This window comes from Streptomyces sp. NBC_00377 (genome assembly GCF_036075115.1).
GTDB lineage: Bacteria > Actinomycetota > Actinomycetes > Streptomycetales > Streptomycetaceae > Streptomyces.
Map to the genome: position 1 here is coordinate 5,814,120 of NZ_CP107958.1, position 16,005 is coordinate 5,830,124.

14 protein-coding genes are annotated in these 16,005 nt (G+C 71.3%); 5 read left to right on the forward strand and 9 right to left on the reverse strand.

The window, feature by feature from the left end; all coding sequences use genetic code 11:
- Positions 1-169: 169 nt before the first annotated feature.
- Positions 170-1,216: a LacI family DNA-binding transcriptional regulator gene (locus OHS71_RS25970; RefSeq protein ID WP_328481734.1), complete on the reverse strand. Its 1,047-nt coding sequence runs from the start codon at positions 1,214-1,216 to the stop codon at positions 170-172.
- Positions 1,217-1,492: 276 nt separating this feature from the next.
- Here OHS71_RS25970 and OHS71_RS25975 point away from each other — a divergent pair, with 276 nt between their 5' ends.
- From OHS71_RS25975 to OHS71_RS25985, 3 genes are read left to right on the forward strand one after another with little or no spacing between them, the layout of a single operon-like run.
- Entirely contained in the window at positions 1,493-2,650 is a 1,158-nt protein-coding gene (locus tag OHS71_RS25975; protein WP_328481735.1) for a Gfo/Idh/MocA family protein, read from the forward strand.
- The gene (locus tag OHS71_RS25980) at positions 2,647-3,801 is read left to right on the forward strand and encodes a dihydrodipicolinate synthase family protein (protein ID WP_328481736.1); all 1,155 of its coding nucleotides are present in this window, start codon (positions 2,647-2,649) and stop codon (positions 3,799-3,801) included. Before OHS71_RS25975 ends, OHS71_RS25980 begins: the two co-directional genes overlap by 4 nt.
- Positions 3,802-3,836: 35 nt before the next feature.
- Positions 3,837-4,637, forward strand: a complete 801-nt coding sequence (locus OHS71_RS25985; protein WP_328484650.1) for a sugar phosphate isomerase/epimerase family protein — start codon at positions 3,837-3,839, stop codon at positions 4,635-4,637.
- 97 nt (positions 4,638-4,734) lie between these two features.
- Here the strand turns inward: OHS71_RS25985 and OHS71_RS25990 are convergent, their stop codons facing one another.
- On the reverse strand, positions 4,735-4,995 hold the full coding sequence (locus OHS71_RS25990; protein WP_328481737.1) for a hypothetical protein: 261 nt from the start codon (positions 4,993-4,995) through the stop codon (positions 4,735-4,737).
- Entirely contained in the window at positions 4,992-5,288 is a 297-nt protein-coding gene (locus OHS71_RS25995) for a hypothetical protein (RefSeq protein ID WP_328481738.1), read from the reverse strand. The genes OHS71_RS25990 and OHS71_RS25995 overlap by 4 nt, the downstream gene beginning before the upstream one ends.
- A 161-nt stretch (positions 5,289-5,449) precedes the next feature.
- On the opposite strand from OHS71_RS25995, the gene OHS71_RS26000 reads away from it, so the two are divergent.
- Complete coding sequence (locus OHS71_RS26000; protein ID WP_328481739.1) at positions 5,450-5,731, forward strand: GntR family transcriptional regulator; 282 nt, start codon at positions 5,450-5,452, stop codon at positions 5,729-5,731.
- Between the two features lie 92 nt (positions 5,732-5,823).
- Here the strand turns inward: OHS71_RS26000 and OHS71_RS26005 are convergent, their stop codons facing one another.
- The 6 genes from OHS71_RS26005 to OHS71_RS26030 form a co-directional block, all read right to left on the reverse strand.
- Positions 5,824-7,038, reverse strand: coding sequence for an esterase/lipase family protein (locus OHS71_RS26005; RefSeq protein WP_328481740.1), 1,215 nt, complete (start codon positions 7,036-7,038; stop codon positions 5,824-5,826).
- A 398-nt stretch (positions 7,039-7,436) separates the two neighbouring features.
- Positions 7,437-7,826, reverse strand: coding sequence for a D-ribose pyranase (gene rbsD / locus OHS71_RS26010; RefSeq protein ID WP_328481741.1), 390 nt, complete (start codon positions 7,824-7,826; stop codon positions 7,437-7,439).
- Positions 7,823-8,821 carry a ribokinase gene (locus OHS71_RS26015; protein ID WP_328481742.1) on the reverse strand — a complete coding sequence of 333 codons (999 nt, stop codon included), beginning with the start codon at positions 8,819-8,821 and terminating at the stop codon, positions 7,823-7,825. The genes rbsD and OHS71_RS26015 overlap by 4 nt, the downstream gene beginning before the upstream one ends.
- An 81-nt stretch (positions 8,822-8,902) precedes the next feature.
- Positions 8,903-10,855, reverse strand: coding sequence for an ABC transporter permease/substrate-binding protein (locus OHS71_RS26020; protein WP_328481743.1), 1,953 nt, complete (start codon positions 10,853-10,855; stop codon positions 8,903-8,905).
- Positions 10,845-12,395 (reverse strand): sugar ABC transporter ATP-binding protein, encoded by a 1,551-nt coding sequence (locus OHS71_RS26025; protein ID WP_328481744.1) that lies wholly within the window; start codon positions 12,393-12,395, stop codon positions 10,845-10,847. Before OHS71_RS26025 ends, OHS71_RS26020 begins: the two co-directional genes overlap by 11 nt.
- Positions 12,392-13,462, reverse strand: a complete 1,071-nt coding sequence (locus OHS71_RS26030) for a LacI family DNA-binding transcriptional regulator (RefSeq protein WP_328481745.1) — start codon at positions 13,460-13,462, stop codon at positions 12,392-12,394. Before OHS71_RS26030 ends, OHS71_RS26025 begins: the two co-directional genes overlap by 4 nt.
- Before the next feature lie 226 nt (positions 13,463-13,688).
- On the opposite strand from OHS71_RS26030, the gene recD2 reads away from it, so the two are divergent.
- A complete protein-coding gene (gene recD2 / locus OHS71_RS26035; protein WP_328481746.1) occupies positions 13,689-15,944 on the forward strand; it encodes an SF1B family DNA helicase RecD2 in 2,256 nt (751 codons plus the stop codon).
- Positions 15,945-16,005 lie beyond the last annotated feature (61 nt).

Here is a 16,005-nt window from a genome sequence, read left to right on the forward strand (position 1 = left end):
GTCCAGTGGGGGCCGCGCGGCCTCACCCCGGAGGGCGGGCCCGGAACCGGCGCGGCGGCCCCCGTCCGGCCCGCTCGTCCCCTCCCGTGAGCCCTGGTGACGTCCGTTCCCGCGAGGTCCCGGTGCCGTCGTTCCTCCGTGGCGTCACGTCCCCCGCCCCGGGCGCCGTTCACGCCCGCGGCGCCCCCGAGGACCCTCGCACCATCAACTCGCCCCGCACCGTGGCGATTCCGCCGGGCGGGGGCTCCTCGCGGCCCATGGCGATACGGCCGGCCCGCGCCCCCGCCTCGGCCAGCGGCAGCCGTACCGTCGTGAGGGAGGGCACCGCGTCGATGCTGAAGGGGAGGTCGTCGAAGCCGGCCACCGAGACGTCGTCCGGGATGCGCAGTCCGGAGTCGCGCAGGGCCGCGCAGGCGCCGACGGCGACGGAGTCGTTGGCCGCGACGACCGCCGTCAGGGACGGGTCCCGGCGCAGCAGTTCCAGCGTCGCCTCGTAGCCGGCCCGGCGGTCGTACCGTCCGTGCACGGTCCAGCGGGGGTCCTCCTCGATGCCGGCCGCGGCCAGCGCCGCCCGGTGGCCCTCCAGCCGGTGCCGGGTGGTGGTGCGCTCCTCCGGGCCCGCGATGTAGCCGAGCCGCCGGTGCCCGAGCCCGATCAGATGCTCGGTCAGTTCGCGGCCGCCCCCGCGGTTGTCGAAGGTCAGTGCGATCGCGGTGGTGTCCGGTGCTGGCGGACGGCCGCACAGCACCACCCGGGTGCCTGCCTCGCCCAGCCTGCGCAGCTTCGCCGAGACCGCCGCCGCGTGCGGCTCGTTCTCCATGGCCCCGCCGGTCAGCACCACGGCCGCGGCCCGCTGCCGCTGCAACAGCGTCAGATAGGTCAACTCGCGCTCCGGTGAGCCCCCGGTGTTGCAGACCACCGCCAGCCGTTCGCCGCCGGCCCGTCCGCCCGGCCCCCCTATCTCCGACTGGATCGCGCTCGCCATGATCCCGAAGAAGGGGTCCGCGATGTCGTTCACCAGGATGCCGACCAGGTCGGACGTCGCCGCCGCCAGCGCGCTCGCCGGCCCGTTGAGCACGTAGTCCAGTTCGTCGACCGCCCGCAGTACCCGCTCGCGGGTGGTGGCGGCGACGGGGTAGTTCCCGTTCAGCACGCGCGACACCGTCGCGGGCGAGACCTGCGCGCGGGCCGCCACGTCCGCCAGGGTCACCGTCATCTACTCGTCCTCCGGTCACACATCTCGTCGTATGTCGTCATACGCCCTGGTGGACGGCAGACCCACGGGTCTGGTTCCGGGCGTGTCGACCAGACCTTACGGCCCAGTACCCCAGTTGTTCGCCCCCTCGAACAACTCGGGATGGACACGGTCTTGTCCGGACCAGTGGTCAGAGGCTAGCTTCTCCTTGTATAGAAAGCGCTTGCTGTAACGCTGACCCGGAAAAGGCGTACGCGGCGCGCGACCACCGCGGACAACGCCCACGAAGGGACCGACGTGACACGCAAGACGGTGCGTATCGCCATGAACGGGGTGACGGGGCGCATGGGCTACCGCCAGCACCTCGTCCGATCCATCCTGGCCCTGCGCGAACAGGGCGGCCTCGACCTCGGCGACGGCACCGTGCTGTGGCCGGAACCCATCCTCGTCGGCCGCCGCGAGCACGCCCTGCGGGCGCTCGCCGAGCGGCACGGACTCGACCCGGAGAACATCTCCACGGACGTCGACGCGGTCCTCGCCGACCCCACCGTCGACCTCTACTTCGACGCCCAGGTCACCTCGGCCCGCGAGGATGCCATCAGGAAGGCGATCGCGGCCGGCAAGCACATCTACACCGAGAAGCCGACGGCCACGGGCCTCGACGGCGCCCTCGAACTCGCCCGCCTCGCCACCGCCGCGGGCGTCAAGCACGGCGTCGTCCAGGACAAGCTGTTCCTCCCGGGCCTGCTGAAGCTCAAGCGTCTCATCGACGGCGGCTTCTTCGGCCGGATCCTGTCCGTCCGCGGTGAGTTCGGCTACTGGGTCTTCGAGGGCGACTGGCAGGACGCCCAGCGCCCGTCCTGGAACTACCGCGCCGAGGACGGCGGCGGCATCGTCGTCGACATGTTCCCGCACTGGGAGTACGTCCTGCACGAGCTGTTCGGCCGGGTGAAGTCCGTCCAGGCAATCGCCACCACGCACATCCCGCAGCGCTGGGACGAGAACGGCAAGCCCTACGACGCCACCGCCGACGACGCCGCCTACGGCATCTTCGAACTCGACGGCGGCGCCATCGCCCAGATCAACTCCTCCTGGGCGGTCCGGGTCAACCGCGACGAACTCGTGGAGTTCCAGGTCGACGGCACGGAAGGTTCGGCGGTCGCCGGCCTGCGCAACTGCCGTGTCCAGCACCGCAGCGCGACCCCCAAGCCGGTCTGGAACCCGGACATCCCCGCCACCGAGGTCTTCCGCGACCAGTGGCAGGAGGTCCCCGACAACGGCGAGTTCGACAACGGCTTCAAGGCCCAGTGGGAGCTGTTCCTCAAGCACGTCTACGCCGACGCCCCCTACCACTGGGACCTGCTGGCCGGCGCGCGTGGCGTCCAGCTCGCGGAGCTGGGCCTGAAGTCCTCGTCGCAGGGCCTGCGTCTGGACGTCCCGGAGGTCACGCTGTGACGATCCGGCTCCCCGGCGCCGACGGGACCCTGCGCATCTACGAGCCCCGCGCCGAGCCCCTCGCCCTCACCACCGGCGCGCCCCTGACCTCCCGTACGGTCTTCTCGGCGGCGCACGTCGTCGCCGACCCGTTCGCCGACACCACGCCCGACTCGCCCGCCGCGATCGACTGGGACGCCACCCTGGCCTTCCGCCGCCATCTGTGGTCCCACGGGCTCGGCGTCGCCGAGGCGATGGACACCGCCCAGCGCGGCATGGGCCTGGACTGGGCGGGTGCGGCCGAACTGATCCGCCGCTCGGCCGCCGAGGCCAGGTCGGTGGGCGGCCTCATCGCCTGCGGGGTCGGCACCGACCAGCTCACCGGCCCCGCGGCCCTTGCCGAGGTCCGCGCGGCCTACGAGGAGCAGCTCGCCCTCGTCGAGGCGTCCGGCGCCCGGGCCATCCTGATGGCCTCCCGCGCCCTGGCCGGGGCCGCGTCGGGCCCCGAGGACTACCTCGAGGTCTACGGCCATCTCCTGCGCCAGGCCTCGGAGCCGGTGGTCCTGCACTGGCTGGGCCCCATGTTCGATCCGGCGCTCGAGGGTTACTGGGGCTCGTCCGACCTGGACACGGCGACGGACACGTTCCTGGAGGTCGTCGCCGCCCACCCCGACAAGGTGGAGGGCATCAAGGTCTCGCTGCTGGACGCCGGCCGGGAGATCGACATCCGCCGCAGGCTGCCGCAGGGTGTCCGCTGCTACACCGGCGACGACTTCAACTACCCCGAGCTGATCGCGGGCGACGAGAGGGGCTTCAGCCACGCCCTCCTCGGCATCTTCGACCCGCTGGGCCCGCTGGCGGCGGAGGCGGTCCGGGTCCTCGACACGGGGGACACGGCCGGATTCCGCGCGCTGCTCGACCCCACCGTCGAGTTGTCCCGTCACCTGTTCCAGACCCCGACCCGCTTCTACAAGACGGGTGTGGTGTTCCTGGCCTGGCTGGCCGGCCACCAGTCCCACTTCACGATGGTCGGCGGCCTCCAGTCGGCCCGCTCCCTCCCGCACTTCGCCCGCGCCTACGAGCTCGCCGACGGCCTGGGCCTGTTGCCCGATCCGAAGCTCGCCGAAGAACGGATGAAGAACCTGCTCGCCCTGTACGGAGTGACCCAGTGAGCAACCCGGACCTGACACGCTTCTCCGTCAACCAGATGACGGTGAAGCAGCTGCCGATGCCCGAACTGGTCGCCGCCTGCGGTGACCTGGGCGTGACCAACGTGGGCCTGTGGCGCGAGCCGGTGCGGACGTACGGCGTGGAGGAGACGGCGAAGCTGGTCCGCGACGCGGGCCTGACCGTGACCACGCTCTGCCGCGGCGGCTTCTTCACGGCACTGGACCCGGACGAACGGGCCGCCGCGCTGGCCGACAACCGGCGGGCGATCGACGAGGCGGCCACCCTCGGCACGGACACCCTCGTCCTGGTCTCCGGCGGCCTCCCGGCCGGCTCGAAGGACCTGCACGGCGCGAGGGAACGCATCGCGGACGCGCTGGCGGAGCTGGGCCCGTACGCGGAGGACCACGGGGTGAAGCTGGCCATCGAGCCCCTGCATCCCATGTACGCCTCCGACCGCTGCGTGGTCTCGACCCTCGCCCAGGCCCTGGACCTGGCCGAACGCTTCCCGGCCCACCAGGTCGGCGTCACCGTCGACACGTACCACGTCTGGTGGGACGACCAGGCCCCGGCCCAGATCGCCCGGGCGGGCGCGGGCGGACGTATCCACACCTTCCAACTGGCCGACTGGACGACCCCGTTGCCCGAGGGCGTCCTGAACGGCCGGGGCCAGATCGGCGACGGCGCGATCGACATGCGCGAGTGGCTGGGATACGTGACGGAAGCGGGATACACCGGCGCGATCGAGGTCGAGCTGTTCAACGACGGCCTGTGGGCCCGTGACGGCCGCGAGGTCCTCGCGGAGACGGCGGAACGCTTCGTGAAGCACACGGCGGGCTGACCGGACCGCGGTCCGACCGCCTCCGGTCCCCTCGTACGGGCCTACGGCCGCCGGGGCTGCCCGAGCCCGGCGGCCGTAGCCCGGTGGTCCCCCTACGTCATCGCTCCCTGTCCGCCGCCATGATGCCCACGCATTCCTCGAGCGCCGCGTGCAGCGACGGTACGAACGCGGCGAGTTCGGCGTCGCACGACCTGCCTGCCTCCAGTACGGCGCCGACGACCGTCACCAGGACGGCGGCTGCCTTCAGGGCGTGCGCGTCGGCCAGTTCATCGAGGAGACCGCCGGGCCGCGCGACCACGAACGCCTCCTTGCCGGTGGCGGGGTCGACGCCGATGCTGCGAAAGCGCCTCGCGCTCATGCGGCGGCCTCCGCCGGGACGTAGTCCTGTCCGAGGGTGGCGAGCACCGCCGCGCGGCGCCGCTCCCGCTGGAGGCGTCCGCGGTCCCGGGCCTCGCGTTCGCGTTCCCATACGGCGAGATACGGCCTGACCAGGGGCAGTCCGTCGGCGAGGACCACGTCCGCAGGGCACCGCCGTGCCCTGCGCGGGGGAACGCACGGGGAGGCGGTCGGGAACACCGGGACGCCGGGGGCGCGGTGCGCTCCGCGCGGCGGCAGGAAAAGGCTCAGGATCGCGGCCAGTAGGCTGCGCACAGGTCGACTCCTTCGTAGTCGGCTCAGCCCCGGCACGGAAGCTTGCATCTTCCCGCCGGGGCGCTTTCGTTGGGCTGCTCCCATCGTATCGCCTTGTATCGCTTCGTAGCGAGACGTATCTCAAAGTGTGGGGAACACTCCCGTTGCCTAGCGTCGACTCCATGAACCCGGACGCTGAAATCGATCACGGAGCGCCGCTGACCCCGTACCGGCAGCTGGCCGAGATTCTGCGGGCGCAGATTCAACGCGGCGACTGGCAGCCCGGCCGGATGCTGCCGAGCGAAGCTCAGCTTGTGCAGAAGTACGGGATCGCGCGGACGACCGTGCGGCGAGGGCTCGGCCTGTTGGCGGACGAAGGCTGGGTGTACACCGTTCCGCAGCGCGGATGGTTCGTCTCCGACCCCCTGCCGCCCGCCCCCGAGGCACCCGCGTCGCCCGCTTAGGACCGCCGGATCGAGGGCGGGAAGGGGCCGCCCCTCCGCCAGATGTGAGCGGAGGGGCGGCCCCGGTGGTGCCTGGGCGTGGCGCGGCGGGTCTAGTCGGGCAGCCGGTCCAGCAGCCAGGTGCACAGCTCCTCGGTGATCCCGGTGTGCGGCGTGGTCGTCGACGAGAGAATGAAGTCGTCCAACTCGCTCTCGTCCGGGGACAGTTCGTCTACCTTCGCGTACAGGTCGGCCTGCTTCTCGACGTCCCGGATCGCGACCGCGCTCACCGACGGCACGAAGCAGATCTCCTCGTGCCGCAGGTCGACCGTGCCGCCGAGCTTCTCCAGGGTGTCGGCGAGGATCTTGTAGGTGTGCAGGGTGCCGCCCGGCGCGCCGTCCAGCTCGGGGAAGCCGCTGGTGGTGATGGTCTTGTCGGCCTTGGGGAACTTCCGGTTGAGGTAGGCGACCGTCACGTCGTCGCCCTGGGCCTGGGTGTAGAAGGTGGTGCCGGGGTAGATCTCGTCCACCCGCAGGGCGACCTCACCGGGCTTCACCTCGGGCAGGCCGATCCCGTCCCCGCGGCCGTTGGCGAGGCCGATCAGGCGGGGGATCCGAGGCCAGTTGCCGAGCCGCTCCAGAGCGGCCAGGAACTCCGTGCGCTCCGGGGCGACCCCGATCTTCCCGGTGTCCTTGTCGTAGTGGCGCCACAGCATCTGACGCGCCGCCGGGCTGTCCATCTGCCGCGCGAAGTCGTTGGCGAGCGGGATGAAGTGCGAGAACGCCTGCACTCCGACCGGGATGGACGCGCCGCGGTGCGGGCTGTCGTAGGAGAAGTACAGGCCGACCCGGTGGTCCATGCGCTGGAGCTCGAGCTTGGCCAGCGCGTAACGGGTGACGATGCCGCCCATGCTGAACCCGCCGACGGCCAGCCGCGCGTTGCCGAGTTGCTCGGCGCCGGCCCGCATGACGGCGGCCATGACCGCGTCCGCGTTGTCCAGGATGGACGCGCTGCGCTCCTCGAAGCCGAGCAGGATCACGTCCCGGCCGCGGCGGCGCAGCTCGCTGATGAACGGGAACTCGCCGCCCTCCAGCCCCTGGTAGAGCTTGTCGAGCTCGCTGCGGCCGAGGTTGAAACCGTCGGCCATGATCACGGGGCGGACGAGGCCCTCGGGGTCGTTGTTGCGCTCGCCCGGGAAGACCCAGGCGAAGCCGTTCGGCAGGGTCCAGTCCCGGTGCTCCGGCACGGAGACCGCCTTGGGGGGCTGGGTGGTCACCGCCGCACCGAGGGTGAAGGTGCCGACGTTGGGCTCGGCTGTTTCGGACATGGTCGTGCTCCTCGTGGGAGGGGTGGGGGAACGACCACATCATGGGGGGTGATTTTTCCGCGTCACCCGTTTGACCTGCGCAGTTCATTCCAAGTGATGCAAAGGAACCGGCAGATGTTTGATGCGCCTGGCATGTGCCGCCGGCCTGTTTTGTTTCGCTTCGCCGTTCGTTGCCGATCACGTCGCACGGACTGTCAGAAATTTCCCGGAAGTCGTGCAACCCTTCCGCGCCTACGCGTGTCGTACATGGCATCAGGGCTTCTGGAGGGGGATCCGGGGGGATCGCGGGGGTTCTGGTACGGAGGGGAAAAGCCGAGGGGGCCCGGTCGACGGACCGGACCCCCTCGAAGCTTTCCACGCCGACCGGCGGGCCCCGTCCGCGGCCCCGTCGGCGGATCTCAGAAGAACACCCCACACCTGAGCAGGACATTCGCGTACGGCCGCGCCTCGCCCGTGCGCACCACCAGCCGCGCCCCCGCCGACAGCCTCTTCAGCTCCTCGTGCGGGACCAGGGCCAGCTCCGGAAAGCGTCCGTCCAGCAACCCGGCCGCCGCCGGATTCGCCTCCCTCACCTCTTCCGCCGCCGTGGCACCCTCCACGACCAGTTCGGCGAGAAGCCCGTCGACCACCTCCGCGAACGACGGCACCCCCGCCCGGAAGGCCAGATCCACGACCCGGGGGCCGTCCGGTATCGGCATCCCGGCGTCGCACACCAGCACCCCGTGCCCGTGCCCCAGCTCGGCCAGCGCACCGGCGAGATGCCGGTTGAGTATCCCGGCCTTCTTCACCGGACCCCACCCTCGCGGGAAGCCGCACCGGCCCCCGAAGTCCCGTCGGCCCCCTCGGTCCCGGAAGCTCCGGGCGTGGCCGGGCCGGCGCCGTCCAGCGCCTCGACCTCCGCCGCCGTCGGGAACGACTCCTGCGCCCCCCGCCGCGTCACGGCCACCGCCCCGACCCGCGCCGCGTACGCCGCCGCCCCGGCCAGGGACGAACCCGTGCCCAGCCGCCACGCCAGCGCCGCCGTGAAGGAGTCGCCGGCGCCTGTCGTGTCGACGGCGTCCACCCGCACCGACGCCACCCGCGCGACACCCTCCGCGGACGCCACCAGGGCGCCTTCCGGACCCAGTGTCACGACCACCGACTTCGGGCCCTTCGCGAGCAGGAGCCGGGCCCAGTCCTCGGGTTCCTCGCTCACGGACTCCTCGCCGAGGATCACCTTCGCCTCGTGCTCGTTGACGATCAGCGGGTCGCAGGCCGAGAGGACCTCGGCGGGCAGCGGGCGCGGCGGAGAGGGGTTCAGCACGAAGCGGCTGCCCGGCGCCAGGTTCCGCACGACCTCCACGACCGTCTCCAGCGGGATCTCCAACTGTGCCGACACCGCGCGGGAGGCGTGCAGGAGGCCGGTGGCCGCGCGGACGTCCGCCGGTGTCAGGCGCCCGTTGGCTCCCGGTGACACCACGATGCTGTTGTCGCCCGACGGGTCCACGGTGATCAGCGCGACGCCCGTGGGCGCACCGCCCACCAGGACGCCGGCCGTGTCGACCCCGGCCGCCCGCTGCGAGTCGAGCAGCAGCCGGCCGTACGCGTCGTCGCCGACCCGGGCCAGCAGGGCCGTACGGGCGCCGAGCCGGGCGGCTGCGACGGCCTGGTTCGCGCCCTTGCCGCCGGGGTGGACGGCCAGGTCGGAACCGAGGACCGTCTCGCCGGCGGCGGGCCTGCGCTCGACACCGATCACCAGGTCGGCGTTGGCGGACCCTACGACCAGAAGGTCGTGGTCGTACATGAAGTGACTTCCCTGATACGTGACTCGGGGCGGACGGCTCCGGGGACACCCCCGGACGGCCGTCCGCCCGCTCGCCGAATGTCAGCCGCTGAACCCGGCCACGTTCTGCTTCGTGACCACCTTCACCGGCACCTTCACCGTCTCCTCGACCTTCTTGCCCTGCAACGCCTTCAGCGCGTTGTCCACAGCGATCTTGCCCAGCTGGGACGGCTGCTGCGCCACCGACGCGTACAGCGTGCCGTTCTCGACGGCGGTCAGGCCGTCCGGCGTGCCGTCGAAGCCGACGACCTGGACGGACCGGCCGGCCTTGGACCCCAGCGCCTTGATCGCGCCGAGGGCCATCTCGTCGTTGGCGGCGATGACGCCCTGGACGTCCGGGTGGGCCTGGAGCAGGTTCGACATCACGTCGAGGCCCTTGGTGCGGTCGAAGTCGGCCGGCTGCTGGGCGAGGACCTGGATGCCGGGGTAGGCCTTCAGTCCCTTGGCGAAACCTTCCGCCCGCTCACGCGCCGCGGAGGTGCCCGCCTGGCCCTGAAGGATCACGATCTTGCCGGTGCCGCCGAGCTTCTCGGCGACAGTCTTCGCGGCCAGCTCACCACCGGCCACGTTGTCGGAGGCGACCAGGGCGTCCACCGTCGCCTTGTTGACGCCCCGGTCGACGGCGATGACCGGGATCTTCGCCTTGTCGGCGGCCTTCACCGAGTTGCTCGACGCGTCCGAGTCCACCGGGTTGACGATGATCGAGTCGAAGCCGGAACTGGTGAAGTTCTGGAGCTGGTTGGCCTGCTGCGAGGCGTCGTTCTGGGCGTCGGTGACCGTCAGGTCCACGCCCAGCTTCTTCGCCTCGGCCTTCGCACCCGACTGGATCTGCACGAAGAAGGGGTTGTTGAGCGTGGACAGCGCGAGGCCGACCTTCGGGTTCGCGCCCGACGCGTTGCCGCCGTGCAGGAAGGAGGTCGCGCCGACGATCGCCACGGTGACCACGGCCGCGAGACCGTAGGTCGCCGCCTGCCGGCCCCTGCCGCCCCCGCTGCCCGTCCCGGCCGCCACCGGGATCGCCCCGGCCTTGCGGCGCACGGTGTCCAGGAGCACGGCCAGCGCGATGACGACACCGATCACGACCTGCTGCCAGAACGCGGACACGGACAGCAGGTTGAGGCCGTTCCTCAGCACCGCCAGGATCAGCGCGCCGATCAGCGTGCCGGACGCCTTGCCCGTACCGCCCGCCAGCGAGGCGCCGCCGATGACGACGGCGGCGATCGCGTCCAGTTCGTAGCCGTCGGCCGCCTGCGGCTGCGCCGAGGACAGCCGGGAGGCGAGCACGATGCCCGCCGCGGCCGCGAACACCCCGGACAGCGCGTAGATCGCGAGCTTCTGCTTCTTCACCCGCAGACCGGAGAGGCGCGCCGCCTCCTCGTTGCCGCCGATGGCGTACATCGAACGTCCGATGTACGTCCGGCCCAGCACGAACGCGGCGACCAGGCCCATCACGGCCATCACGAGCACCGGCACCGGCAGCCAGCCGCCGAGCGTGTCGCCGAGGTGCGAGACCGAGTCGGGGAAGGCGATCGGCGAGCCTTCCGAGATCACCAGGGACAGACCGCGCGCCACCGACAGCATCGCGAGCGTCGCGATGAACGGCGGCAGCTTGCCGTAGGCGATGAGGAAACCGTTCACCAGACCGGCCGCGATACCGGTGACGACGGCCAGGACCACCGCGATCACCACGGGTACGCCGTGCTGGGTGGCGCTCCAGGCCAGCACGGTGGCCGACAGGGCCGCCACCGAGCCGACCGACAGGTCGATGCCGGCCGAGACGATCACGAAGGTCACGCCGAAGGCGAGAATGGCGGTCACCGCCGCCTGGACACCCACGTTGAGCAGGTTGTCCGTGGTCAGGAAGTCGCCCGACAGCGCCGACATGGCGATGACGAGGACGATCAGCGCGGTCAGCGCGCCGTTGTCGAGGAGCAGACGGCGGACCGCCGCGGCGCCACCGGCGCCCGTCCCGCTCTTGAGCGTCTCAGCGGCCACGGCCGGCCTCCAGTTCTTCGGTTCCGTTGGGGGTGTTGGTGCCGCTGGTGGGAGTGGTGCCGACGGCGAGCGCCATGACGGAGTCCTGGGTCGCCTCGTCGGCCGACAGTTCGCCGGCGATCCGGCCCTGGGCCATCACCAGCACCCGGTCGCTCATGCCGAGCACCTCGGGCAGATCGCTGGAGATCATCAGGACGGCGGCGCCGGCCGCGGTCAGCTCGTTGACGAGCTGGTAGATCTCGACCTTCGCGCCGACGTCGATGCCGCGCGTCGGCTCGTCGAGGATCAGCACCTTGGTGTCGGCGAGCAGCCACTTGCCGATGACGACCTTCTGCTGGTTGCCGCCGGACAGCGTGCGCACCTGCTGGCCGAGGCCCGCCATCCGCACGCCCAGTTGTGCCGCGATCCGCGCCGCCGCCTCGTGCTGGCCCTTGAGGTCCACCAGACCGCCCCGGGTCGCGGCCCGCATGGTCACGAGTCCGAGGTTCTCCTCGACCGACTGGTCGAGCACGAGCCCCTGGCCCTTGCGGTCCTCGGGCACCAGCCCGATCCCGGCCGTCATGGCGGCGTTCACGTCGTACCGGGGAAGGTCCGCGCCATCGACCCGCACGGCTCCCCGGTCGTAGGGGTCCGCCCCGAAGACGGCCCGTACGACCTCGGTACGACCGGCGCCGACGAGGCCGGCGACACCGACGACCTCACCGGCGTGCACCTCGAAGCTGACGTCGTGGAAGACGCCGTCGCGGGTGAGCCCCTCGACGGACAGCAGTGCGGCGCCGGTCTGCGCGCGCTCCCTCGGGTACTGCTGCTCGATGGAGCGGCCCACCATGAGGCGTACGAGTTCGTCCTCGGGTGTGGTGGCGGGGACCTGTCCGACGCTCCTGCCGTCCCGGATGACCGTGACCCGGTCGCCGAGCGCGGCGATCTCCTCGAGGTGGTGGGTGATGAACACGATGCCGACGCCGTCCTCGCGCAGCCTGCGCACGATGGCGAACAGCTTCTCGACCTCCTCGGAGGTCAGCACGGCGGTCGGCTCGTCCATGATCAGCACGCGCGCGTCCAGGCTGAGCGCCTTGGCGATCTCGACCATCTGGAGGCGGGCGATGCCGAGTTCACGCACACGCGTGCGGGGCGACACCTTCACACCCACCCGCTCCAGCAGGACGGCCGCCTCGGCCTCCATCCGCTTGCGGTCGATCATCCCGAAGCGGCGTGGCTGCCGGCCCAGGAAGATGTTCTCGGCGACCGTCAGATCGGGGACGAGGTTGAACTCCTGGTAGATGGTGGCGATCCCGAGACGCTCGGCGTCCTGCGCGCCATGGATGCGCACCTCCTCGCCGCCGGCCAGGATCCGGCCGGCGTCGGGCCGGTAGGCGCCGGAGAGCATCTTGATGAGGGTGCTCTTGCCCGCGCCGTTCTCACCCAGCAGCACATGCACCTCGCCCCGGCGCAGGTCGAAGTCGACGCTGTCGAGCGCGACCACACCGGGGAAGGTCTTGCGTATGCCTTCGATGCGCAGCAACTCGTCCGCGTTGCTCACGTCTGGCTCCTGTTCGTTACGGGGGAGGGCTCCCGAGAGGCGGGGAACCCCGCGGGAGCGTGCGGCTCTCCGGGGGCGGGCTCGCCGCACGAGCGGCGCGCGACGAGCCGGGCGGTCAGGGTGACGGACTGCGGGGGCCGCCCCTCGATGCGGTCGACGAGCGCCCGCACGGCTGCCCGTCCGAGTTCGCCCGTCGGCTGGGCGATCGCCGTGATCGGCGGATCGGTGTGCACGAACCACGGGATGTCGTCGAACGCGGCGAGCGCGAGGTCCTGCGGAACACGCAGCCCACGCGCGCGTACGGCGTCCAGCGCGCCCAGCGCCATCAGGTTGTCGGCGGCGAACACGACCTCGGGCGGCTCGGGCAGGTCGAGGAAGCCCTCGGTGACCCGTCGTCCACTCTCGGCCTGGAAGTCGCCCTGGCCCGTGTAGACGTCCGGGAGGGGGAGCCCGTACTCGGCCATGGCGGCCCGGAAGGCCTCGACGCGTTCGCTGCCGGTGGTGGTGGCGGCGGGCCCGGCGATGATGGCGAGCCTGCGGTGCCCGAGCCCGTGCAGATGCGCGACCAGGTCCCGCACGGCGGCGCGTCCGTCGGCCCGCACCACGGGTACGTCCACGCCCGGGATCCACCGGTCGACGAACACCATCGGCGTCCCCGCGCGCGCGGCGTCGAGGATCAGCGGTGAGCCGCCGTCGGTGGGGGAGACGAGGAGACCGTCGATCCGGCGGTCCAGCAGGGTCCGTACGTGGTGGTCCTGGAGGTCGGGCCGTTCGTCGGCGTTGCCGATGATCACGCTGTAGCCGAGGGCGCGGGCCTCCTCCTCGACGGACCGGGCCAGCTCGGTGAAGTAGGGGTTCATCACGTCGCTGATGACCAGGCCGAGGGTGCGGGTCTGGTCGGTGCGCAGGGACCGGGCGACGGCGTTCGGGCGGTAGCCCAGCGTCCCGACGGCGGCCAGCACACGCGTGCGTGCGTCCTCGCTGACCGACGGATGGTCGTTGAGGACGCGCGACACCGTGGCGACGGAGACCCCCGCCTCGGCCGCGACGTCCTTGATGCTCGCCATCGCCGCCCCACCTCCTTGTGGATTCGGTTCATGAACGCCCGATGTCATGGAATCGATTACATCGGCGTGTACCAAGGATTGGAATCGATTACACGAGGATTAATCAAGCCCTCAACCGCATCCCGAGACCGGATCGTGATGAACCGCGCGGGCCTTCTCCGACGGTGGCCGCCCCCGTCCGGTGATCACCCCGAGGACTGTCGGTGGCGGGCGGTAACGTCGGACCATGACCGATCAGGCGGGGGCCGCCCAGGCGGGAGAACGGCGACTTGCCACGCTGGAAGGCGTGCTCGAACGCATCACGTACGCGAACGAGGAGAACGGCTACACGGTCGCCCGCGTCGACACCGGCAGGGGCGGCGGCGACCTCCTCACGGTCGTCGGCGCGCTGCTCGGCGCCCAGGTCGGCGAGTCCCTGCGGATGGAGGGCCGCTGGGGCTCCCACCCGCAGTACGGCAAGCAGTTCACCGTCGAGAACTACACGACCGTGCTGCCCGCCACCATCCAGGGCATCCGCCGCTACCTGGGTTCCGGCCTCGTCAAGGGCATCGGCCCGGTCTTCGCCGACCGCATCACCCAGCACTTCGGCATGGACACCCTGAAGATCATCGAGGAGGAGCCGAAGCGGCTCGTCGAGGTCCCCGGCCTCGGCCCGAAACGCACGAAGAAGATCGCCGACGCCTGGGAGGAGCAGAAGGCGATCAAGGAGGTCATGCTCTTCCTCCAGACCGTCGAGGTGTCCACCTCCATCGCGGTGCGCATCTACAAGAAGTACGGCGACGCCTCCATCTCCGTGGTGAGGAACCAGCCCTACCGGCTCGCCTCCGACGTCTGGGGCATCGGCTTCCTCACCGCCGACAAGATCGCCCAGTCCGTCGGCATCCCGCACGACAGCCCCGAGCGGGTCAAGGCCGGCTTGCAGTACGCGCTGTCCCAGGCCACCGACCAGGGCCACTGCTACCTCCCCGAGGAGCGGCTGATCGCCGACGCCGTGAAGCTGCTCCAGGTCGACACCGGCCTCGTCATCGAGTGCCTCGCCGAGCTCGCCACGCCCCCGCAGGAGGGCGAGGACCCGGGAGTCGTACGCGAGAAGGTCCCGGCGTCCGACGGCGGGGAGCCCGTCACGGCCGTCTACCTGGTCCCCTTCCACCGGGCCGAACTCTCCCTCTCCGCCCAGCTGTTGCGCCTGCTGCGCACCGACAAGGACCGGATGCCGGTCTTCCGCGACGTGGCCTGGGACAAGGCGCTCGCCTGGCTGAAGTCCCGTACACAGGCCGAACTCGCGCCCGAGCAGGAGGCCGCCGTCCGGCTCGCGCTGACCGAGAAGGTCGCGGTGCTCACCGGCGGCCCCGGCTGCGGCAAGTCCTTCACCGTCCGCTCGATCGTGGAACTGGCCCGCGCACGGAAGGCCAAGGTCGTGCTGGCGGCCCCCACCGGCCGTGCCGCCAAGCGTCTGGCCGAGCTGACCGGCGCCGAGGCCTCCACCGTCCACCGTCTGCTGGAGCTCAAGCCCGGCGGCGACGCCGCCTACGACCGGGACCGCCCGCTGGACGCCGACCTGGTGGTGGTCGACGAGGCGTCGATGCTGGACCTGCTTCTCGCCAACAAGCTGGTCAAGGCCGTGCCCCCGGGCGCGCACCTGCTCTTCGTGGGGGATGTCGACCAGTTGCCCAGCGTCGGCGCGGGCGAGGTGCTGCGCGACCTGCTCGCCGACGGCGGCCCGGTGCCCGCCGTGCGCCTCACGCGCGTGTTCCGCCAGGCCCAGCAGTCCGGTGTGGTGACCAACGCGCACCGGATCAACGCCGGACAGCACCCGGTCACCGACGGCATGAGGGACTTCTTCCTGTTCGTCGAGGACGACACGGAGGAGGCCGGCCGCCTCACGGTGGACGTGGCCGCCCGGCGCATCCCGGCGAAGTTCGGCCTGGACCCGCGCCGGGACGTGCAGGTGCTGGCGCCCATGCACCGCGGCCCGGCCGGCGCCGGCGCCCTCAACGGCCTGCTCCAGCAGGCCGTCACCCCCGGCCGGCCCGACGTGCCGGAGAAGCGCTTCGGCGGCCGGGTGTTCCGCGTCGGCGACAAGGTCACCCAGATCCGCAACAATTACGACAAGGGGAAGAACGGTGTCTTCAACGGCACCGTGGGCGTCGTGACCTCGCTCGATCCGGTCGACCAGCGCCTCACGGTGCTGACCGACGAGGACGAGGAGGTTCCGTACGAGTTCGACGAACTGGACGAACTCGCCCACGCGTACGCGGTGACCATCCACCGTTCACAGGGAAGTGAATATCCCGCTGTGGTGATCCCCGTCACCACGGGAGCATGGATGATGCTTCAGCGGAACCTCCTGTACACGGCCGTGACCCGCGCCAAGAAGCTGGTCGTCCTCGTCGGTTCCCGCAAGGCGATCGGCCAGGCGGTGCGCACGGTCTCGGCGGGCCGCCGCTGTACGGCCCTGGACTTCCGGCTGACGGGCCGCTGACCGCTCCGGGACCGCACACTTTCCGGGTTGTCGGACAAAATGATCGATCAAATGAGTCACG